Source organism: Moritella marina ATCC 15381, assembly GCF_008931805.1.
Taxonomy (GTDB): Bacteria; Pseudomonadota; Gammaproteobacteria; order Enterobacterales; family Moritellaceae; genus Moritella; species Moritella marina.
Genome location: NZ_CP044399.1, coordinates 3910215 through 3933846, shown reverse-complemented (window position 1 = coordinate 3933846; position 23632 = coordinate 3910215). Strand labels below are relative to the sequence as shown.

The 23632-nt window shown below is 43.4% G+C and carries 8 protein-coding genes, 3 tRNA genes and 7 rRNA genes; 15 read left to right on the top strand and 3 right to left on the bottom strand.

The genetic code is table 11. From position 1 onward, the window contains the following. Window positions 1-265 precede the first annotated feature (265 nt). The 7 genes from FR932_RS17705 (at window position 266) to rrf (FR932_RS17675) (ending at window position 11102) form a co-directional block, all read left to right on the top strand. A 16S ribosomal RNA gene (locus tag FR932_RS17705) occupies window positions 266-1803 on the top strand. Window positions 1804-1902: 99 nt separating this feature from the next. Then, window positions 1903-1981 (top strand) — tRNA-Glu (locus FR932_RS17700). 244 nt (window positions 1982-2225) lie between these two features. After that, window positions 2226-5117 (top strand): 23S ribosomal RNA (locus tag FR932_RS17695). 170 nt (window positions 5118-5287) lie between these two features. Beyond that, window positions 5288-5403, top strand: a 5S ribosomal RNA gene (gene rrf / locus FR932_RS17690). Between the two features lie 731 nt (window positions 5404-6134). Continuing rightward, window positions 6135-7672 (top strand): 16S ribosomal RNA (locus FR932_RS17685). Window positions 7673-7938: 266 nt separating this feature from the next. Beyond that, window positions 7939-10832 (top strand): 23S ribosomal RNA (locus FR932_RS17680). 154 nt (window positions 10833-10986) lie between these two features. Next, window positions 10987-11102, top strand: a 5S ribosomal RNA gene (rrf, locus tag FR932_RS17675). The 16S, 23S and 5S rRNA genes sit together here with 1 tRNA gene alongside, the layout of an rRNA operon. Before the next feature lie 225 nt (window positions 11103-11327). Here rrf (FR932_RS17675) and pgi read toward each other — a convergent pair. Then, window positions 11328-12965, bottom strand: a complete 1638-nt coding sequence (pgi, locus tag FR932_RS17670) for a glucose-6-phosphate isomerase (protein WP_151676843.1) — start codon at window positions 12963-12965, stop codon at window positions 11328-11330. A gap of 297 nt (window positions 12966-13262) precedes the next feature. Here pgi and FR932_RS17665 point away from each other — a divergent pair, with 297 nt between their 5' ends. The 5 genes from FR932_RS17665 to leuA all read left to right on the top strand — a co-directional run bounded on the left by FR932_RS17665 (window position 13263) and on the right by leuA (window position 20038). Next, a complete protein-coding gene (locus FR932_RS17665) occupies window positions 13263-15662 on the top strand; it encodes a heavy metal translocating P-type ATPase (RefSeq protein ID WP_019442747.1) in 2400 nt (799 codons plus the stop codon). Window positions 15663-15728: 66 nt separating this feature from the next. Beyond that, a complete protein-coding gene (cueR, locus tag FR932_RS17660; protein WP_244963928.1) occupies window positions 15729-16124 on the top strand; it encodes a Cu(I)-responsive transcriptional regulator in 396 nt (131 codons plus the stop codon). Window positions 16125-16201: 77 nt separating this feature from the next. After that, a complete protein-coding gene (locus tag FR932_RS17655) occupies window positions 16202-16846 on the top strand; it encodes a UPF0149 family protein (RefSeq protein ID WP_019442749.1) in 645 nt (214 codons plus the stop codon). Window positions 16847-17039: 193 nt separating this feature from the next. Further along, window positions 17040-18062, top strand: a complete 1023-nt coding sequence (locus tag FR932_RS17650; RefSeq protein ID WP_019442750.1) for a CobW family GTP-binding protein — start codon at window positions 17040-17042, stop codon at window positions 18060-18062. A 317-nt stretch (window positions 18063-18379) separates the two neighbouring features. After that, window positions 18380-20038, top strand: a complete 1659-nt coding sequence (leuA, locus tag FR932_RS17645) for a 2-isopropylmalate synthase (RefSeq protein WP_019442751.1) — start codon at window positions 18380-18382, stop codon at window positions 20036-20038. 103 nt (window positions 20039-20141) lie between these two features. Here leuA and FR932_RS17640 read toward each other — a convergent pair whose 3' ends face one another. Next, window positions 20142-20630: a hypothetical protein gene (locus FR932_RS17640; RefSeq protein ID WP_019442752.1), complete on the bottom strand. Its 489-nt coding sequence runs from the start codon at window positions 20628-20630 to the stop codon at window positions 20142-20144. A 61-nt stretch (window positions 20631-20691) separates the two neighbouring features. Beyond that, the gene (locus FR932_RS17635) at window positions 20692-21090 is read right to left on the bottom strand and encodes a hypothetical protein (RefSeq protein WP_019442753.1); all 399 of its coding nucleotides are present in this window, start codon (window positions 21088-21090) and stop codon (window positions 20692-20694) included. Window positions 21091-21649: 559 nt separating this feature from the next. On the opposite strand from FR932_RS17635, the gene FR932_RS17630 reads away from it, so the two are divergent. The 3 genes from FR932_RS17630 (at window position 21650) to FR932_RS17620 (ending at window position 23449) form a co-directional block, all read left to right on the top strand. Continuing rightward, a 16S ribosomal RNA gene (locus tag FR932_RS17630) occupies window positions 21650-23195 on the top strand. Between the two features lie 77 nt (window positions 23196-23272). Next, window positions 23273-23349: transfer RNA gene (locus FR932_RS17625), tRNA-Ile, on the top strand. Window positions 23350-23373: 24 nt separating this feature from the next. Continuing rightward, a tRNA-Ala gene (locus tag FR932_RS17620) sits at window positions 23374-23449 on the top strand. Window positions 23450-23632: the final 183 nt, after the last annotated feature.

Genomic DNA, 23632 nt, shown 5'->3' with positions numbered 1-23632 from the left:
AAAACATTGCCTATGTGATCGAAATCTCTATAATGCATCCCACTGACACGGCAACAGCCGCTCAGTATGCTCTTTAACAATTTATTCAAGCAATCTGTGTGAGCACTTGCAGAGATATAATGACCAAAAATTATATCAATGTAATTGTGAACATTAAATTAAATCGAAAGATTTGGTTTTATAAACAACAAACCTCGGTTTGTTGTTGAAGTACAGAATTCATTGAGCCGACTTAATCAGCATCGCTGATTAGTCAAAAAACTTTTAATTGAAGAGTTTGATCATGGCTCAGATTGAACGCTGGCGGTAGGCTTAACACATGCAAGTCGAGCGGAAACGAAGAATAGCTTGCTATTCTGGCGTCGAGCGGCGGACGGGTGAGTAATGCTTGGGAATCTGCCTAGTCGAGGGGGGACAACAGTTGGAAACGACTGCTAATACCGCATACGACCTACGGGTGAAAGGGGGCCTCTTCTTGAAAGCTCGCGACTAGATGAGCCCAAGTGGGATTAGCTTGTTGGTGAGGTAAGAGCTCACCAAGGCGACGATCCCTAGCTGGTCTGAGAGGATGATCAGCCACACTGGAACTGAGACACGGTCCAGACTCCTACGGGAGGCAGCAGTGGGGAATATTGCACAATGGGCGAAAGCCTGATGCAGCCATACCGCGTGTATGAAGAAGGCCTTCGGGTTGTAAAGTACTTTCAGCGAGGGAGGAAAGGTGGTAAATTAATACTTTACCACTGTGACGTTACTCGCAGAAGAAGCACCGGCTAACTCCGTGCCAGCAGCCGCGGTAATACGGAGGGTGCAAGCGTTAATCGGAATTACTGGGCGTAAAGCGCATGCAGGCGGTTTGTTAAGCGAGATGTGAAAGCCCCGGGCTCAACCTGAACTGCATTTCGAACTGGCAAACTAGAGTTCTTGAGAGGGTGGTAGAATTTCAGGTGTAGCGGTGAAATGCGTAGAGATCTGAAGGAATACCAGTGGCGAAGGCGGCCACCCAAGTAACTGACGCTCAGATGCGAAAGCGTGGGTAGCAAACGGGATTAGATACCCCGGTAGTCCACGCCGTAAACGATGTCTACTCGGAGTTTGGTTCCTTGAGAACTGGGCTCTTAAGCTAACGCATTAAGTAGACCGCCCAGGGAGTACGGCCGCAAGGTTAAAACTCAAATGAATTGACGGGGCCCGCACAAGCGGTGGAGCATGTGGTTTAATTCGATGCAACGCGAAGAACCTTACCCACTCTTGACATCCATAGAACTTTCCAGAGATGGATTGGTGCCTTCGGGAACTATGAGACAGGTGCTGCATGGCTGTCGTCAGCTCGTGTTGTGAAATGTTGGGTTAAGTCCCGCAACGAGCGCAACCCTTATCCCTTATTTGCCAGCACGTAATGGTGGGAACTCTAAGGAGACTGCCGGTGATAAACCGGAGGAAGGTGGGGACGACGTCAAGTCATCATGGCCCTTACGAGTAGGGCTACACACGTGCTACAATGGCGCATACAAAGGGCTGCAAACCAGCGATGGTAAGCGAATCCCATAAAGTGCGTCGTAGTCCGGATTGGGGTCTGCAACTCGACCCCATGAAGTCGGAATCGCTAGTAATCGTGAATCAGAATGTCACGGTGAATACGTTCCCGGGCCTTGTACACACCGCCCGTCACACCATGGGAGTGGGCTGCACCAGAAGTCATTAGCTTAACCTTCGGGAGGGCGATGACCACGGTGTGGTTCATGACTGGGGTGAAGTCGTAACAAGGTAGCCCTAGGGGAACCCGGCTGGATCACCTCCTTACGTAAAGTTGTTAATTTTTGTAAGTGCCCACACAAATTGCTTGAATAGAAACGTTGAAGACAACGATTGGGATGAAATCCAATCGTGAAAGTAAATAGTGTCCCGTTCGTCTAGAGGGTGCCTAGGACACCGCCCTTTCACGGCGGTAACACGAGTTCAAATCTCGTACGGGATACCACTTTTTTCTGACTAAAAATCAAAAATAACTAATCTCTTTAGATTCATTATTTTTGCTTTTAGCAAATTGCTCTTTAAAAATTTGGAAAGCTGAATAAATAAAGAAGTTCTTAAAACACGTTATTGAATAATTCATTTTCGAGTGAATGGTTTAATAACAATGAAGTGTTCTTGAGTATTCTTGAGGCGAAAAAACTAGATAATACCTAGTTATTTCCAATTGTGCAGTCGACTTTAGATTGTATGGTTAAGTGACTAAGCGTATACGGTGGATGCCTAGGCAGTCAGAGGCGATGAAGGACGTGTTAATCTGCGTTAAGCTGTGGGGAGTTGATAAAAGCGTTAATCCACAGATTTCCGAATGGGGGAACCCACCTTACTAAGTAAGGTATCGTAACGTGAATACATAGCGTTACGAAGCGAACCGGGAGAACTGAAACATCTAAGTACCCCGAGGAAAAGAAATCAATAGAGATACCCTTAGTAGCGGCGAGCGAACGGGGTCTAGCCCTTAAGCAGTTTGGAAGTTAATGGAAGATTCTGGAAAGTTTCACGATACAGGGTGATAGTCCCGTACATGAAAACGACCTTACTGTGAAATCGAGTAGGACGGCACACGTGATATGCTGTTTGAATATGGGAGGACCATCTTCCAAGGCTAAATACTACTGACTGACCGATAGTGAACCAGTACCGTGAGGGAAAGGCGAAAAGAACCCCTGTGAGGGGAGTGAAATAGAACCTGAAACCGTATACGTACAAGCAGTGGGAGCAGACTTGTTCTGTGACTGCGTACCTTTTGTATAATGGGTCAACGACTTAATTTCAGTAGCAAGGTTAAGCGAATAGCGGAGCCGTAGGGAAACCGAGTGTTAACTGCGCGAATAGTTGCTGGGATTAGACCCGAAACCCGGTGATTCAGCCATGGGCAGGTTGAAGGTTGAGTAACATCAACTGGAGGACCGAACCGACTAATGTTGAAAAATTAGCGGATGACTTGTGGCTGGGGTGAAAGGCCAATCAAACCGGGAGATAGCTGGTTCTCCTCGAAAGCTATTTAGGTAGCGCCTCGCGTCTAACTATTGGGGTAGAGCACTGTTAAGGCTAGGGGTCATCCCGACTTACCAACCCCTTGCAAACTCCGAATACCAATAAGTTCAATCGCGGGAGACACACGGCGGGTGCTAACGTCCGTCGTGGAAAGGGAAACAACCCAGACCGTCAGCTAAGGTCCCAAAGTGTATGTTAAGTGGGAAACGATGTGGAAAGGCTCAGACAGCCATAAGTTGGCTTAGAAGCAGCCATCTTTAAAGAAAGCGTAATAGCTCACTGGTCGAGTCGGTCTGCGCGGAAGATTTAACGGGGCTAAACATACCACCGAAGCTACGGATGCAAGACTTGTTCTTGCATGGTAGAGGAGCGTTCTGTAAGCCGTTGAAGGTGAGTTGAGAAGCTTGCTGGAGGTATCAGAAGTGCGAATGTTGACATGAGTAACGATAATGGGGGTGAAAAACCTCCACGCCGAAAGACCAAGGGTTCCTGTCCAACGTTAATCGGGGCAGGGTGAGTCGACTCCTAAGGCGAGGCCGAAAGGCGTAGTCGATGGGAAACTGGTTAATATTCCAGTACTCGCTTATATTGCGATGGGGTGACGGAGAAGGTTAGGCTAGCATGGCGATGGTTGTCCATGTTTAAGGTAGTAGGCAAGTGACTTAGGCAAATCCGGGTCGCTCTCTTTAGTGAGAATGCTGAGAACTGATGACGAGTCTCTACGGAGATGAAGTAGTTGATACCCGGCTTCCAGGAAAAACCTCTAAGCTTCAGATATGAGAGAATCGTACCCCAAACCGACACAGGTGGTTAGGTAGAGAATACTAAGGCGCTTGAGAGAACTCGGGTGAAGGAACTAGGCAAAATGGTACCGTAACTTCGGGAGAAGGTACGCCAATGGTGGTGAAGGACTTGCTCCGTAAGCTACTGTTGGTCGCAGAGAAATGGTGGCTGCAACTGTTTATTAAAAACACAGCACTGTGCAAAATCGAAAGATGACGTATACGGTGTGACGCCTGCCCGGTGCCGGAAGGTTAATTGATTGGGTTAGACTTAGGTCGAAGCTCATGATCGAAGCCCCGGTAAACGGCGGCCGTAACTATAACGGTCCTAAGGTAGCGAAATTCCTTGTCGGGTAAGTTCCGACCTGCACGAATGGCGTAATGATGGCCACGCTGTCTCCACCCGAGACTCAGTGAAATTGAAATCGCTGTTAAGATGCAGTGTACCCGCGGCTAGACGGAAAGACCCCGTGAACCTTTACTATAGCTTGGCACTGAACATTGAACCTACATGTGTAGGATAGGTGGGAGACTATGAAATATTGTCGCTAGATGATATTGAGTCGTCCTTGAAATACCACCCTTGTACGTTTGATGTTCTAACGTAGGTCCCTTATCGGGATTGCGGACAGTGTCTGGTGGGTAGTTTGACTGGGGCGGTCTCCTCCCAAAGAGTAACGGAGGAGCACGAAGGTTGGCTAAACATGGTTGGACATCATGTGGTTAGTGCAAAGGCATAAGCCAGCTTAACTGCGAGACAGACACGTCGAGCAGGTACGAAAGTAGGTCTTAGTGATCCGGTGGTTCTGAATGGAAGGGCCATCGCTCAACGGATAAAAGGTACCCGGGGATAACAGGCTGATACCGCCCAAGAGTTCATATCGACGGCGGTGTTTGGCACCTCGATGTCGGCTCATCACATCCTGGCTGAAGTTGGTCCCAAGGGTATGGCTGTTCGCCATTTAAAGTGGTACGCGAGCTGGGTTTAGAACGTCGTGAGACAGTTCGGTCCCCATTCGCCGTGGGCGTTTGAGAATTGAGAGGAGCTGCTCCTAGTACGAGAGGACCGGAGTGGACGAACCACTGGTGTTCGGGTTGTTATGCCAATAGCATTGCCCGGTAGCTAAGTTCGGAACTGATAACCGCTGAAAGCATCTAAGCGGGAAGCAGGCCTCGAGATGAGTTCTCACTGGAGCTTTAAGCTCCCTGAAGGGCCGTTGGAGACTACAACGTTGATAGGCAAGGTGTGTAAGTGCTGTGAGGCATTGAGCTAACTTGTACTAATTACCCGTGAGGCTTAACCATACAAACTGAAGTACGACTCGTACGTAAGTGGTATGATTAATTGAAATATCGACTTAAGAATAGATTGAACACTTTATGTTTTAAAGACTTCTTTATTTATAGCTTTTCAGATTAAAACGAAGTGAAAACTTCTATAGAAAGCAAACAGTGTAATAACTGTAAAGAATTTGCTTGGTGACCATAGTGTTGCGGTACCACCTGATCCCATTCCGAACTCAGTAGTGAAACGTAATAACGCCGATGGTAGTGTGGGGTTTCCCCATGTGAGAGTAGGGCATCGCCAAGCGCCAAATTAGAGAGAGCCGATATCAGTAATGGTATCGGCTTTTTTGTGTCTGAAATTTACGGCACTATGGTAATTTACTCGTTTAAATTGGTCGGTATAAGCCAAAGATAGGCGATTAAGTCCTGATAAATGTATTAAAAAACCAGCGACAGCTGTTTTTTTTGCATTGGGTAATGGATATATCGACCGTTCTATAGTCTATAGCCTTTTTGCTATTTATTCGGCGGTCATGGTTGTTGTGGATCCCAATATGACGCGATAACGCCTATTTATTTTAAGTATTATTGGCGAGATAGGTTATTCAGTACTAGATTAACTAGCCTTGGTGATACGTTTTATATTTTAATGTTGATCGCGTTAAATCATAAGTGTTGTAATAACAAGCGTTCGTATGAATTATGATCGTTAAAATCGGCTTTGTTGCTGTTTTTTTATACGTTAGATATTAAATGCATATTTGTGCATAAAAACATTGCCTATGTGATCGAAATCTCTATAATGCATCCCACTGACACGGCAACAGCCGCTCAGTATGCTCTTTAACAATTTATTCAAGCAATCTGTGTGAGCACTTGCAGAGATATAATGACCAAAAATTATATCAATGTAATTGTGAACATTAAATTAAATCGAAAGATTTGGTTTTATAAACAACAAACCTCGGTTTGTTGTTGAAGTACAGAATTCATTGAGCCGACTTAATCAGCATCGCTGATTAGTCAAAAAACTTTTAATTGAAGAGTTTGATCATGGCTCAGATTGAACGCTGGCGGTAGGCTTAACACATGCAAGTCGAGCGGAAACGAAGAATAGCTTGCTATTCTGGCGTCGAGCGGCGGACGGGTGAGTAATGCTTGGGAATCTGCCTAGTCGAGGGGGACAACAGTTGGAAACGACTGCTAATACCGCATACGACCTACGGGTGAAAGGGGGCCTCTTCTTGAAAGCTCTCGCGACTAGATGAGCCCAAGTGGGATTAGCTTGTTGGTGAGGTAAGAGCTCACCAAGGCGACGATCCCTAGCTGGTCTGAGAGGATGATCAGCCACACTGGAACTGAGACACGGTCCAGACTCCTACGGGAGGCAGCAGTGGGGAATATTGCACAATGGGCGAAAGCCTGATGCAGCCATACCGCGTGTATGAAGAAGGCCTTCGGGTTGTAAAGTACTTTCAGCGAGGAGGAAAGGTGGTAAATTAATACTTTACCACTGTGACGTTACTCGCAGAAGAAGCACCGGCTAACTCCGTGCCAGCAGCCGCGGTAATACGGAGGGTGCAAGCGTTAATCGGAATTACTGGGCGTAAAGCGCATGCAGGCGGTTTGTTAAGCGAGATGTGAAAGCCCCGGGCTCAACCTGGGAACTGCATTTCGAACTGGCAAACTAGAGTTCTTGAGAGGGTGGTAGAATTTCAGGTGTAGCGGTGAAATGCGTAGAGATCTGAAGGAATACCAGTGGCGAAGGCGGCCACCCATAGTAACTGACGCTCAGATGCGAAAGCGTGGGTAGCAAACGGGATTAGATACCCCGGTAGTCCACGCCGTAAACGATGTCTACTCGGAGTTTGGTTCCTTGAGAACTGGGCTCTTAAGCTAACGCATTAAGTAGACCGCCCAGGGAGTACGGCCGCAAGGTTAAAACTCAAATGAATTGACGGGGCCCGCACAAGCGGTGGAGCATGTGGTTTAATTCGATGCAACGCGAAGAACCTTACCTACTCTTGACATCCATAGAACTTTTCAGAGATGAATTGGTGCCTTCGGGAACTATGAGACAGGTGCTGCATGGCTGTCGTCAGCTCGTGTTGTGAAATGTTGGGTTAAGTCCCGCAACGAGCGCAACCCTTATCCTTATTTGCCAGCACGTAATGGTGGGAACTCTAAGGAGACTGCCGGTGATAAACCGGAGGAAGGTGGGGACGACGTCAAGTCATCATGGCCCTTACGAGTAGGGCTACACACGTGCTACAATGGCGCATACAAAGGGCTGCAAACCAGCGATGGTAAGCGAATCCCATAAAGTGCGTCGTAGTCCGGATTGGGGTCTGCAACTCGACCCCATGAAGTCGGAATCGCTAGTAATCGTGAATCAGAATGTCACGGTGAATACGTTCCCGGCCTTGTACACACCGCCCGTCACACCATGGGAGTGGGCTGCACCAGAAGTCATTAGCTTAACCTTCGGAGGGCGATGACCACGGTGTGGTTCATGACTGGGGTGAAGTCGTAACAAGGTAGCCCTAGGGGAACCTGGCTGGATCACCTCCTTACGTAAAGTTGTTAATTTTTGTAAGTGCCCACACAAATTGCTTGAATAGAAAACGTTAAAGACGTTAGAAAGTAAAGATAAGCAACGCTTATCTTTGCTTTTTAGCAAATTGCTCTTTAAAAATTTGGAAAGCTGAATAAATAAAGAAGTTCTTAAAACACGTTATTACTTCGGTAATAACAATGAAGTGTTCTTGAGTATTCTTGAGGCGAAAAAAACTAGATAATACCTAGTTATTTCAATTGTACAGTCGACTTTAGATTGTATGGTTAAGTGACTAAGCGTATACGGTGGATGCCTAGGCAGTCAGAGGCGATGAAGGACGTGTTAATCTGCGTTAAGCTGTGGGAGTTGATAAAAGCGTTAATCCACAGATTTCCGAATGGGGAACCCACCTTACTAAGTAAGGTATCGTAACGTGAATACATAGCGTTGCGAAGCGAACCGGGAGAACTGAAACATCTAAGTACCCCGAGGAAAAGAAATCAATAGAGATACCCTTAGTAGCGGCGAGCGAACGGGGTCTAGCCCTTAAGCAGTTTGGAAGTTAATGGAAGATTCTGGAAAGTTTCACGATACAGGGTGATAGTCCCGTACATGAAAACGACCTTACTGTGAAATCGAGTAGGACGGCACACGTGATATGCTGTTTGAATATGGGAGGACCATCTTCCAAGGCTAAATACTACTGACTGACCGATAGTGAACCAGTACCGTGAGGGAAAGGCGAAAAGAACCCCTGTGAGGGAGTGAAATAGAACCTGAAACCGTATACGTACAAGCAGTGGGAGCAGACTTGTTCTGTGACTGCGTACCTTTTGTATAATGGGTCAACGACTTAATTTCAGTAGCAAGGTTAAGCGAATAGCGGAGCCGTAGGGAAACCGAGTGTTAACTGCGCGAATAGTTGCTGGGATTAGACCCGAAACCCGGTGATCTAGCCATGGGCAGGTTGAAGGTTGAGTAACATCAACTGGAGGACCGAACCGACTAATGTTGAAAAATTAGCGGATGACTTGTGGCTGGGGGTGAAAGGCCAATCAAACCGGGAGATAGCTGGTTCTCCTCGAAAGCTATTTAGGTAGCGCCTCGCGTCTAACTATTGGGGGTAGAGCACTGTTAAGGCTAGGGGTCATCCCGACTTACCAACCCCTTGCAAACTCCGAATACCAATAAGTTCAATCGCGGGAGACACACGGCGGGTGCTAACGTCCGTCGTGGAAAGGGAAACAACCCAGACCGTCAGCTAAGGTCCCAAAGTGTATGTTAAGTGGGAAACGATGTGGAAAGGCTCAGACAGCCATAAGTTGGCTTAGAAGCAGCCATCTTTAAAGAAAGCGTAATAGCTCACTGGTCGAGTCGGTCTGCGCGGAAGATTTAACGGGGCTAAACATACCACCGAAGCTACGGATGCAAGACTTGTTCTTGCATGGTAGAGGAGCGTTCTGTAAGCCGTTGAAGGTGAGTTGAGAAGCTTGCTGGAGGTATCAGAAGTGCGAATGTTGACATGAGTAACGATAATGGGGTGAAAACCTCCACGCCGAAAGACCAAGGGTTCCTGTCCAACGTTAATCGGGGCAGGGTGAGTCGACTCTAAGGCGAGGCCGAAAGGCGTAGTCGATGGGAAACTGGTTAATATTCCAGTACTCGCTTATATTGCGATGGGGTGACGGAGAAGGTTAGGCTAGCATGGCGATGGTTGTCCATGTTTAAGGTAGTAGGCAAGTGACTTAGGCAAATCCGGGTCGCTCTCTTTAATGAGAATGCTGAGAACTGATGACGAGTCTCTACGGAGATGAAGTAGTTGATACCCGGCTTCCAGGAAAAACCTCTAAGCTTCAGATATGAGAGAATCGTACCCCAAACCGACACAGGTGGTTAGGTAGAGAATACTAAGGCGCTTGAGAGAACTCGGGTGAAGGAACTAGGCAAAATGGTACCGTAACTTCGGGAGAAGGTACGCCAATGATGGTGAAGGACTTGCTCCGTAAGCTATTGTTGGTCGCAGAGAAATGGTGGCTGCAACTGTTTATTAAAAACACAGCACTGTGCAAAATCGAAAGATGACGTATACGGTGTGACGCCTGCCCGGTGCCGGAAGGTTAATTGATTGGGTTAGACTTAGGTCGAAGCTCATGATCGAAGCCCCGGTAAACGGCGGCCGTAACTATAACGGTCCTAAGGTAGCGAAATTCCTTGTCGGGTAAGTTCCGACCTGCACGAATGGCGTAATGATGGCCACGCTGTCTCCACCCGAGACTCAGTGAAATTGAAATCGCTGTTAAGATGCAGTGTACCCGCGGCTAGACGGAAAGACCCCGTGAACCTTTACTATAGCTTGGCACTGAACATTGAACCTACATGTGTAGGATAGGTGGGAGACTATGAAATATTGTCGCTAGATGATATTGAGTCGTCCCTTGAAATACCACCCCTTGTACGTTTGATGTTCTAACGTAGGTCCCTTATCGGGATTGCGGACAGTGTCTGGTGGGTAGTTTGACTGGGGCGGTCTCCTCCCAAAGAGTAACGGAGGAGCACGAAGGTTGGCTAAACATGGTTGGACATCATGTGGTTAGTGCAAAGGCATAAGCCAGCTTAACTGCGAGACAGACACGTCGAGCAGGTACGAAAGTAGGTCTTAGTGATCCGGTGGTTCTGAATGGAAGGGCCATCGCTCAACGGATAAAAGGTACTCCGGGGATAACAGGCTGATACCGCCCAAGAGTTCATATCGACGGCGGTGTTTGGCACCTCGATGTCGGCTCATCACATCCCGTAGGCTGAAGTTGGTCCCAAGGGTATGGCTGTTCGCCATTTAAAGTGGTACGCGAGCTGGGTTTAGAACGTCGTGAGACAGTTCGGTCCCTATCTGCCGTGGGCGTTTGAGAATTGAGAGGAGCTGCTCCTAGTACGAGAGGACCGGAGTGGACGAACCACTGGTGTTCGGGTTGTTATGCCAATAGCATTGCCCGGTAGCTAAGTTCGGAACTGATAACCGCTGAAAGCATCTAAGCGGGAAGCAGGCCTCGAGATGAGTTCTCACTGGAGCTTTAAGCTCCCTAAAGGGCCGTTGGAGACTACAACGTTGATAGGCAAGGTGTGTAAGTGCTGTGAGGCATTGAGCTAACTTGTACTAATTACCCGTGAGGCTTAACCATACAAACTGAAGTACGACTCGTACGTAAGTGGTATGATTAATTGAAATATCGACTTAAGAATAGATTGAACACTTTATGTTTAAAGACTTCTTTATTTATAGCTTTTCAGATTAAAAACGAAGTGAGAACTTCTATAGAAAGCAAACCAGATTTGCTTGGTGACCATAGTGTTACGGTACCACCTGATCCCATTCCGAACTCAGTAGTGAAACGTAATAACGCCGATGGTAGTGTGGGGTTTCCCCATGCGAGAGTAGGGCATCGCCAAGCGCCAAATTAGAGAGAGCCGATATCAGCAATGGTATCGGCTTTTTTGTGTCTAAAATTTACGCAATAAGACAGAGCGCTAAGCCTGTATGTTAAGACGCTGAAAACGGCAGGCATCAAAAGTTGGAAACCTGCGCGAAACAATAAAAAAAACCAGCCTACGGCTGGTTTTTATGTTTATAGGGCTGCTAAAATCATTTATGATCTATCTAAGGATTTTGGGTTAGCTTAACGCCAAGCCTTGAAGGTATTAATTAAACCATTCGTTGAGCTGTCATGGCTATCAACTGATAGTTCATTGTTTAACTCAGGTAAGATTTGATTTGCTAGCTGTTTACCTAGTTCTACACCCCATTGATCAAAGCTAAAGATATTCCAGATAATGCCTTGTGTGAAGATCTTATGCTCATACATTGCTAACAATGAACCTAAAGTCTTCGGTGTCAGCTGTTTGAATAAAATAGAGTTCGTAGGATTGTTACCTGTGAACGTTTTAAATTCAGCTAATGCGGTAATATTAGTTTCTGACATACCTGAGTTAGTTAGTTCATCAATGACAGTTTGTTTTGATTTACCAAACGCTAGCGCTTCTGTCTGGGCAAAGAAGTTAGACATTAATTTAGCGTGATGGTCGGAAATTTTATTATGTGATTGAGCTGGAGCGATAAAGTCACAAGGAATAAGCTTCGTACCTTGGTGAATTAGTTGATAGAAAGCATGCTGGCCATTCGTACCTGGTTCACCCCAAATAATAGGACCCGTTTGGTAATCAACCGCGTTACCATCACGATCTACGCTCTTGCCATTTGACTCCATATTACCTTGCTGAAAATAAGCAGCAAAACGATGCATATATTGATCGTAAGGTAAAATAGCTTCGCTTTCAGCGCCAAAGAAGTTGTTATACCAAACTCCGATTAATGCCAAGATCACCGGGATATTATCTTCTAGTGGCGTTTCAACAAAATGCTTATCCATATCGTGTGCACCGCTAAGCAGTTCTTCAAAATTATCGAAGCCAATACTTAATGCGATAGATAAACCAATTGCTGACCAAAGTGAATAACGGCCACCAACCCAATCCCAAAATTCAAACATGTTCTTTGTATCAATACCGAACGCTTGAACTGATGCTGCGTTAGTTGATAGTGCAGCAAAGTGTGATGCAACATGCTCTTCACTTTCGGCACTTGCTAAGAACCATGATCTTGCACTGTGTGCATTGGTCATGGTTTCTTGAGTTGTGAATGTTTTCGATGCGATGAGAAAAAGCGTTGTTTCTGGATTTAAATTTTTCAGTGTTTCGGCGATGTGGGTGCCGTCAACATTAGAAACAAAATGCATGTTTAAATGGTTTTTATAAGGTCTTAATGCTTCAGTCACCATGTAAGGACCTAAGTCTGAACCACCGATGCCGATGTTTACAATATCTGTAATCGCTTTGCCGGTATAACCTTTCCAATTACCGCTAATAATGTCATGACAGAATGCTTTCATCTGCGCTAATACCGCATTAACAGCGGGCATTACATCTTTACCATCAACCAAAACAGGCGTATTACTGCGATTTCTAAGTGCTGTATGCAGTACCGCTCTTTTTTCAGTTTGGTTGATCTGCTCACCTGAAACCATCGCTTTAATTGCTGTCGGTAAATTGACTTCATGAGCAAGCGCAGTTAGTTTTTTTAATGTGCATTGCGTAATAATATTTTTAGAAAAATCACATAAAATATCATTATTAAATTGCTTAGAGAACTGCTCAAATCTGTTGTTATCATTTGCAAATAAATTGCTGATATTTGTGTTTTGCATCTCTGAGTAATGTGCTATTAAATCTTGCCAAGCATTCGTTTTTGTTAGATTCATGATTTTATTTTTCACTTTTAACTAAATGGAATGTGGTAATTAATCTACATATTGAGCTGGTAAAGCGATTTAAACGTGTCTTAATCTGATGTAGCTTAACTATATAAGTAATTTTATTACATAGAGGCTATTATTCATAAAAAAAATATCGTTAATGTTAGGCTTATCGCGTTTTTACTGCATGTTACACCTTGTTACAAAATATTTAGGGCAAAATCGCATTACATTCGCCTTGACCTTACACTTAGGGTAAAGGTTATATTTTATGCATATTATCATCAATAAGGTTTTTTCGTTATGTCTAAAACACTTTCAATCAGTATCGAAGGCATGTCATGTGCTGGTTGTGCATCGAAATTAGAATCTGCTTTAAATTCCGAGAACGGTATTGAGGCTCGAGTTAATTTCGCCCTAAATACAGCTCAAATAAATATAGCTGATATTACCTCAAGCCATGCAGTAAAAGCTGTTTTAGATGATAAAAACTACATTTACGATACTGAAGAATTGTCACTTTCCATTAATGGTTGGTCTTGTGCTAACTGTGCAACGAAAACAGTGTCTAAATTGTTATTGAATAAAGATATATTAACAGTGGATGCTAATTTTGCGAGCGAGAAAATTACCTTAACGTATTTCTCTGGTGGTCTTGTTCCTGCTGACGTGATTAATTTGATTATCAATTTAGGTTATCAAGCGACTGTTAATCAAGGTACTGTGGTATCACAAACAGAAAACCTGTTGGCTAGAACTATTGAATCAAAAAGAAAAAATAAACAGCAGTTATTCTATGTGATCATTTCTGCATTGTTAACATTGCCTTTACTAGCGGCTATGCTGACGATGTTTATTGATAATATTCATTTTATGCTGCCAGTATGGTTACAACTTGTATTAGCAACCCCTGTTCAATTTTTTATCGGTCGCCGATACTATTTAGGGGCTTATAAGTCGTTAAAGAATGGTGCGGCTAATATGGATGTACTTGTAGCGACTGGTACCAGCGCTGCTTACTTTTATAGTTTATATTTATTGCTAACGCTCGGAGAAAACGCGCAAGGTTTGGTGTATTTTGAAGCCAGTGCTGTTGTTATCACCCTTATATCATTAGGTAAATATTTGGAGGAAAACGCCAAACAAAGTACATCCTCTGCCATCAATGAATTGATGATGTTAAGACCTGAAGTGGCGATGGTTAAGCGCGGTGGGGAATGGTCAAAAATGCCTGTCGAAGAAGTTGTTATTGGGGATGAAGTTCGCATACTTGCAGGCGATAAAGTACCGGTAGATGGTATCATTATTGATGGTAGCAGTGAATTAGATGAATCTATGCTCACAGGTGAAAGTTTACCCGTGTTTAAAACTATTGGTGAAACACTGATTGGAGGGTCTATAAATGGCACGGGTATTTTATTGCTACGGGTTAGCGCTGTGGGTAAGGAATCGAGTTTAAATAAAATTATTTCACTTGTCGAAACTGCACAAATGGCTAAAGCGCCATTTCAGCAACTGGTTGATAAGATTAGCAATATTTTCGTCCCTGTTGTTTTAGCTATTGCCGCGATCACATTTTTGACTTGGTACTTAGGGTTCGATGATTTTGAAGGTGGTCTTATTGCTGCTGTCGCGGTATTAGTTATTGCTTGTCCTTGCGCTTTAGGTCTTGCTACTCCAGCAGCATTAGTGACCGGAACTGGGACAGCTGCACGACAAGGTATTTTAATTAAAGATATTGATACGCTGCAGAAAACACACAAAATTACGGATGTAATGCTAGATAAAACGGGTACTTTGACGCAAGGTAAGCCTGAGGTTATCGCTGTACATTGCTTTAATTATACTATCGACACTCTAATTCGTCGTGCTGCAGGCGTCCAAGAGCTTAGCGAACACCCTTTAGCAAAATCGATTATACGTTACGCTAAAGATAAGCAGCTTACATTATTAACTGCTTCACAGGTCGAAACTGTTCTTGGTTATGGTATTAAAGGTTATGTTGCTGAAGAACCGATTTTTATCGGTAATAGAGAGTTGATGCTGGCTGAGAATATTAATACCCAGAATGGTGACTCCTTACTCGCTAAGTCAGGTGAGCATGTGGGATCACATATGTGGATCGCGATTGCTGGAGAGCTGGTTGGACTGTTTATTATTGCTGATACTTTACGTGCAGAAAGTCTTGCAGCAATTAGCTTATTACAACAAGCTAATATAAATACAACGATACTCAGTGGTGATAATGACGTTTCGGTAGCGACTATCGCGAAAGCATTACAAGTCGGTAGCTACTATGCACATGTTAAACCTGAGCAGAAATCAATTTATATCCAAGATCGACAGAAACTTGGAAAATATGTTGCTATGGTTGGTGATGGTATTAATGATGCACCAGCATTAGCACAGGCTGATATTAGTATTGCGATGGGATCTGGATCGGATGTTGCGATGGAAACGGCTAATATTACCTTGTTAAGAAATGATCCTCGCTTAGTTTCAGCTGCAATGGATATTTCAAAACTCACGTGGCGTAAGATCCAGCAGAATTTATTTTGGGCGTTTATTTTTAATATCATTGGGCTGCCTTTGGCTGCTGGGGGCTATTTAAGTCCTGAACTTGCTGGCGCAGCGATGGCATTTAGTAGTATTGCGGTATTATCTAATTCACTGTTGATTAAGCGTTGGAAACCTAATTTTTAGCCTCATGAGTGTTTGTCGTATTTCAGGGCATGAGCTAAAACCCTAAAAGAATAAGTAACAGGTTAAATGATGAAAAATATTAGCACAGTCGCGAAGGAAGTCGGTTTATCGACAAAAACGATCCGTTATTACGAAAGTATATCTTTAACATCTCACCCGATACGAGGTGATAATGGTTATCGATATTATAATCAGCATATTATTGATGAGTTGAACTTTGTTAAACGAGCGCGTGACGCTGGATTTAATCTTGAAGAGTGTAAAGAGCTTGTCCATCTCTATAAAAGTGAAGAAGGCACAGCAGCTCAGGTTAAAGCACTGACATTAGAAAAAATTGCAGATATAGAATCTCGGATTACTATATTACAAGGAATGCACAGCACACTATCATCATTAGCCTCTTCTTGTACGGGCGATAATTCTTCACAGTGCGCTATTTTAGATCAGCTTTCTGTTGAATAAATATCACTGTCACTGACTTTACAGTAAACTAGGCATTAAATAACACGACAAAATATTTGTGAAATAAAAGGTTTTATATGACTGAATCAGCGTTATCACGTGAAGACGAAATATTATTATCAGATTGGTTATCTGGAGATGAAACACCAAAAGAAACTTTATCACTTGTTGCGATGAAGGGGTTTTTCTTTGGTTTAGTGGCTGCGCCTTCGCCAGTAGAAACAGAAGACTGGATGGATATGATCTTTGGTGGTGCAGCCCCTGGTAATATTTCTGACGATAAACTATTCGCTATTATCTCTGTTTATAACGAGATCAGCGAACAAGTTTATGACTCTGGCGCTTTATTACCTGAAGAATGCGTTGAAACTGCTCATTTCGCAGATAACTTTAAATCTGGTGCCGCGTTAAATGATTGGTCAATTGGTTTTGCAATTGGTGCCGCTTTTTATTATGAAAGCTTAATTAATTCATTAGAAGATAACAGCGAGATTAGTCAAGCCCTGCAAATGGCATATTTGTGCTTAAGTTATTTTTCTTGTGCTGGGACTGCGCAACAAATTGCAGACTTGCAACAAACTGAATGGGAAGCCTTTACCCAGACGGTATTAGATATGATGCCAGACTTTATTGTTGCTTATGCTCAAGTGATTGAACAAGCTGCATTAGCAAGCGGTAATTATGAGGATGACGATTGGAATGATGATGAACTGATTGATTAATCAACTTTTCATTTCCTAGCCGTGGGGGAGTTTATTTCCCACGGTTATATTGCTGTGTATTCCTCATATTTGTTTCCCGCTTTATCCTCTTAAATAATAATTTTCATATATTGCACTGTATTATAAAAATGGCTTATCTATTATGATGTTTTAATATTAATTTGAAACCTCGTGATCATGCATAGGAAGCTTAATGTCAAAACAAGCAAAGAAAATACCAACTAACATTATTACTGGTTTTCTTGGTGTAGGTAAAACTACGGCGATCCAACAATTGCTTAAACAGAAACCCGCAGATGAAACGTGGGGGATCTTAGTCAACGAGTTTGGTCAAATTGGCATTGATGGTACTTTATTGTCTACTTTCACTGACTCGTTAACAGATCAAGCAAAGCGTATTATAGTCAAAGAAGTACCGGGTGGCTGTCTGTGCTGTGTGGCTGGATTACCCATGAAAATGGGATTAAATATGTTAATCAGTAAAGCTAAGCCAGATCGTATTTTAATTGAACCTACTGGTCTTGGGCATTTACAGCAAGTGATTAAAGACTTATCTGGTGAGTTTTATTGTGATGTATTAGCGTTAAATGCAACGATATGTTTAGTCGATCCCGCCCATCTGAATGATACTAAATATGTTGAAAATAATCACTTTCAAGATCAAATCAGTCTCGCGGATGTACTTGTCGCGAATAAAACCGAACAATTAAATCGTGACGATGAAACAAGTTTTATGGATTTTAGTCAGCAATTATTACCCATTAAAAAATCGGTATTATGGACTCATCACGGTGATTTTTCTATTGATACATTGTCATTACCCCTGAATGAACAACGTCGCTCTCAGCATCTATCTGCCCATTTGAAGCACAGCCATGCTCACCACCATCACGCAGATCAGATGGAATTAATGATTGATCCTCGTTTTGAGCGTAATCATGGTAATGGCCAGGGTTTATTTAGTTATGGCTGGGTCTTTAATCAACACCAGACATTTAATCTAATGGCGCTTGCTACGCTATTAGAGCCACTAGAAGTAATACGCTTAAAAGCTGTGATTAAGACTGAACAAGGTTGCTTTACGATAAATAGTGTTAATGGTGAATGTGATTTCATGCCAGTTGGTGAATTAGAACTGAGTAAAATCGAAATTATAAGTATGCAAGAGTTACCTTGGCAAAAGCTAGAAGAAGCATTATGTGATTCTTTACTTTAAAATTTATTTGGATTTAATGGGTCACATATTGCTAAATTTAACTTTATGTTGGTTATATATTGCTGTTCAGGTGAGGATTAGCAGCAACAAAACAACCATTGACCGTAAGTTTATACGTATACTTTAAGTATAAACTTTAGTAATCAAATGCTTGGTGTCGATGATGAATTATAAACAGATTAAATTTTTATTACGTATGCGACTTGGATACAGTAGCTAAGCCTTGAATGTGGTGCTTAGTTACTGATATTACCACGCGCTATAACCACTAACTCATCATTGATGATGGGATTGTAAATACGTAAAAGGATCTTAATATGACGACATTTAATCACAATAAATACCAAGCTTTTCCTCCCTTAGATATGCCTAATCGACAATGGCCAAATAACAATATCAGCGAAACGCCACTGTGGTGTAGTGTTGATTTACGCGATGGTAACCAGGCACTTGTAGAGCCGATGACCGTGAGCCAAAAACGTCGTTATTATGAACTGCTATTAGCTATGGGCTTTAAAGAAATTGAGGTGGGCTTTCCTGCTGCATCGAAAATGGATTTTGATTTTGTTCGTTGGCTGATTGAAGAGAATAAGATCCCGGGTGATGTAACCATTCAAGTATTAACCCAAGCGCGTGAGAGCTTGATTGAACAGACATTTGCGGCATTAAAAGGTGTTAAGCAAGCCATTATTCATGTTTATAATTCAACGTCGACGGTACAAAGAGAGCTTGTTTTCCAAAAAGATCGCCAAGGTATTATTGATATTGCCGTACAAGGTGCTACTTGGGTTAAGCTGCACGCAGAAGCAAACCCTGGCCCGCAATGGCAGTTTGAATATTCTCCAGAGAGTTTTTCTGGAACTGAGTTGGACTTTGCCGTTGATATTTGTGATGCGGTGAATGCCGTTTGGCAGCCAACAGCTGCAAATCCAGTGATCATTAATTTACCTGCCACTGTTGAGATGTCGACGCCAAATGTGTTTGCTGACCAAGTCGAATGGTTTTGTGGGAACGTAAAAAATAGAGACGCAATTACTGTCAGTGTTCATACTCACAATGATCGCGGCTGTGCTGTGGCAGCCGCTGAATTAGCGGTTATGGCCGGTGCTGATCGTGTTGAAGGCACTTTATTGGGTAATGGTGAACGTACCGGTAATATGGATATTATCACCATGGCGATGAACCTTTATAGTCAAGGTGTCGATCCTAAGCTTCAGCTTGGTGATATTGATAATATTATTACGACTATTTCAGAGTGTACTCAGTTACCAGTTCATCCACGCCATCCTTATGTTGGTGAATTAGTGTATACCGCTTTTTCTGGCAGTCATCAGGATGCTATTAAAAAATGCTTAGACCGTCGTGTTCCTGAGAGTACTTGGAATGTTGCTTATTTACCTATCGACCCTACTGATTTAAACCGTACATTACAACACGTGATCCGAGTTAACAGCCAGTCGGGTAAAGGTGGTATTGCTTATTTACTTGAGCAAGAATATGGCGTGCAGTTACCGCGTTGGTTACAAATTGAATTTTCTAGTGTGGTTCAGCGACAATCTGAAACGACAGCCAGTGAGCTATTAGTTCCACAAATATGGCAACTGTTTAAATCGACTTATGCGCATACTGAGCAGCCATATCAATTAGCTGATTATAATGTCAACCACGGTGATATTGATAAAATACAAGCGCGATTAGCTGCTGGTATTGATCTGATTAGTGTTGCTGGAGAGGGGCAGGGGGCACTAACGGCATTTATTAGCTCCTTGAAGCTGTATTTTAATCTTGAATTTGAAGTGGTTAATTTTAGTGAGCATGCATTAAGTAAAGGTACTGATGCGGATGCGATTGCTTATCTACAAATAAAGACAGCAACTGAATCCGTTATTGGTGTGGCGATCAATCATGATATTTTAACAGCTTCACTGACTGCGCTGTTAAACGCTGTGAATCAACTTGAGTCGGTTAAACGTTAATCTACAGTGTAATTGAGGGCACTGTTCGGTGCCCCTATAATTAACGTTAACCTTGGTGAACATTGTTTAATAGGTTGTAACTCACTGTTATCGTATATAACTATTATTTTTTAAGCTTAAGAATAAAGGTGATCGCTTTGCCTAATTGCTGATAACGTTGTAAATCTTTTTTATCGTATTTAGTTGATAGATAAGTAATGTTATTTCGATTTTTTAAGTAGCGAGAAACTTGTAAACGATTAAAGTTACCTATCTTATATAGCATGTCGAGTAAGGTGCTGGCGTTTTCATCATCAAAGCCGAGTTTTAGGGGGTAGTCAGCTTCTTTATAGTCGACTTGCTGCAATACAATTTTTTTGATTAACTGCTTTTCTTCTAAATATTCCAGCCACTGCTCTATGTATAGTGGCTTACAACCTGCAAGCAGATTGAAGAAACCACCACTATCACTTTTACATTGAGTTAGTAACAAGCAAGCAAAGCTATCATCATTGGCATTAAAGGTAACTTCGCCGGATTCTGTCCATAATAACGACGCAACTTGAATGGTTGCTTGTTCTTGGTTAAAACCTTCGCATTTGAAAATAAACATAATTGCTTTAAATAGTGAAAAAATTAATTATACGCATTTTTACCCATAAAAGAATATTAGCTTAATGATGTTCTGTTAGTTTATGTGCCTGATCTAAGCATACTTGAAATAGGTGTTGCGCTGCTGAACTGGTATTATCAATCGTCTCCAACTCGTCGCATAGTACTCGTAATAGTGGCGATGCTGGGCATTGACGTAAGGTTGTTGGCAAAGATGCGGTTACTCGGGCTGAAAATGTGAATATATCGATCTGACTTGCTGATATTGATTCGAGTGAATACAAACAATCATGTGGTAGCCATATTGATTGTGATTGATTTAATTTGAACAGGGTTTTACCTAAACGAATATTGAGTTCGCCACTACGTAATAACAATAATTGTGCTTTATGTTGTCGTTGGCGTTTTGTTTTTTCTGATGTGAGTAAGCTAAAACGATTATATTCTATTGGTAAAGACATGCTAATTTCACTCTGTGCTACAAATGTAGTCGCTAAAATAATAGATATAGTAGGGGATTACTATGACGCTTACTGCTGGCATGTTATTTATCGAACTGATTAGTTGTTGAAATGTGCGGTTTGATGGTTCTGTGAACAGATTTTTTAGCTTATGTGTTTTTCATTAATAAACACTTGCCATACCTCGGTCGATCTCTATAATACGACATCACTGACACGGCAATAGCCGCTCAGCAAGGCATTTAGAAACGACTTAGGTTACTTTTTAAGCGTCATGAATAAAGCGCAAATATGTGCTTGACTTCAAATTCGGTTTGCGTAGAATACGCAGCCTGACTACGACGCAAGACGTCAAGGTCAATGCTCTTTAACAATTTATTCAAGCAATCTGTGTGAGCACTTGCAGAGATATAATGACCAAAAATTATATCAATGTAATTGTGAACATTAAATTAAATCGAAAGATTTGGTTTTATAAACAACAAACCTCGGTTTGTTGTTGAAGTACAGAATTCATTGAGCCGACTTAATCAGCATCGCTGATTAGTCAAAAAACTTTTAATTGAAGAGTTTGATCATGGCTCAGATTGAACGCTGGCGGTAGGCTTAACACATGCAAGTCGAGCGGAAACGAAGAATAGCTTGCTATTCTGGCGTCGAGCGGCGGACGGGTGAGTAATGCTTGGGAATCTGCCTAGTCGAGGGGGACAACAGTTGGAAACGACTGCTAATACCGCATACGACCTACGGGTGAAAGGGGGCCTCTTCTTGAAAGCTCTCGCGACTAGATGAGCCCAAGTGGGATTAGCTTGTTGGTGAGGTAAGAGCTCACCAAGGCGACGATCCCTAGCTGGTCTGAGAGGATGATCAGCCACACTGGAACTGAGACACGGTCCAGACTCCTACGGGAGGCAGCAGTGGGGAATATTGCACAATGGGCGAAAGCCTGATGCAGCCATACCGCGTGTATGAAGAAGGCCTTCGGGTTGTAAAGTACTTTCAGCGAGGGAGGAAAGGTGGTAAATTAATACTTTACCACTGTGACGTTACTCGCAGAAGAAGCACTCGGCTAACTCCGTGCCAGCAGCCGCGGTAATACGGAGGGTGCAAGCGTTAATCGGAATTACTGGGCGTAAAGCGCATGCAGGCGGTTTGTTAAGCGAGATGTGAAAGCCCCGGGCTCAACCCAGAACTGCATTTCGAACTGGCAAACTAGAGTTCTTGAGAGGGTGGTAGAATTTCAGGTGTAGCGGTGAAATGCGTAGAGATCTGAAGGAATACCAGTGGCGAAGGCGGCCACCTGGCAAGTAACTGACGCTCAGATGCGAAAGCGTGGGTAGCAAACGGGATTAGATACCCCGGTAGTCCACGCCGTAAACGATGTCTACTCGGAGTTTGGTTCCTTGAGAACTGGGCTCTTAAGCTAACGCATTAAGTAGACCGCCTGGGGAGTACGGCCGCAAGGTTAAAACTCAAATGAATTGACGGGGGCCCGCACAAGCGGTGGAGCATGTGGTTTAATTCGATGCAACGCGAAGAACCTTACCTACTCTTGACATCCATAGAACTTTTCAGAGATGAATTGGTGCCTTCGGGAACTATGAGACAGGTGCTGCATGGCTGTCGTCAGCTCGTGTTGTGAAATGTTGGGTTAAGTCCCGCAACGAGCGCAACCCTTATCCTTATTTGCCAGCACGTAATGGTGGGAACTCTAAGGAGACTGCCGGTGATAAACCGGAGGAAGGTGGGGACGACGTCAAGTCATCATGGCCCTTACGAGTAGGGCTACACACGTGCTACAATGGCGCATACAAAGGGCTGCAAACCAGCGATGGTAAGCGAATCCCATAAAGTGCGTCGTAGTCCGGATTGGGGTCTGCAACTCGACCCCATGAAGTCGGAATCGCTAGTAATCGTGAATCAGAATGTCACGGTGAATACGTTCCCGGGCCTTGTACACACCGCCCGTCACACCATGGGAGTGGGCTGCACCAGAAGTCATTAGCTTAACCTTCGGGAGGGCGATGACCACGGTGTGGTTCATGACTGGGGTGAAGTCGTAACAAGGTAGCCCTAGGGGAACCTGGGGCTGGATCACCTCCTTACGTAAAGTTGTTAATTTTTGTAAGTGCCCACACAAATTGCTTGAATAGAAAAGTAAAAAGCATGTAAGAAATGCGATAGGACTGTAGCTCAGTTGGTTAGAGCGCGCCCCTGATAAGGGTGAGGTCGGTAGTTCAAATCTACTCAGTCCTACCAATCTTCTTACGAACTCTATGATGTGGGGCTATAGCTCAGCTGGGAGAGCGCCTGCCTTGCACGCAGGAGGTCTGCGGTTCGATCCCGCATAGCTCCACCACATCATAGTTGTTAAAATACAAAGCTAAGCAAGCTTAATGCTTATTTTTGCTTTTTAGCAAATTGCTCTTTAAAAATTTGGAAAGCTGAATAAATAAAGAAGTTCTTAAAACACGTTATTACTTCGGTAATAACAATGAAGTGTTCTTGAGTATTCTTGAGGCGAAAAAAACTAGATAATACC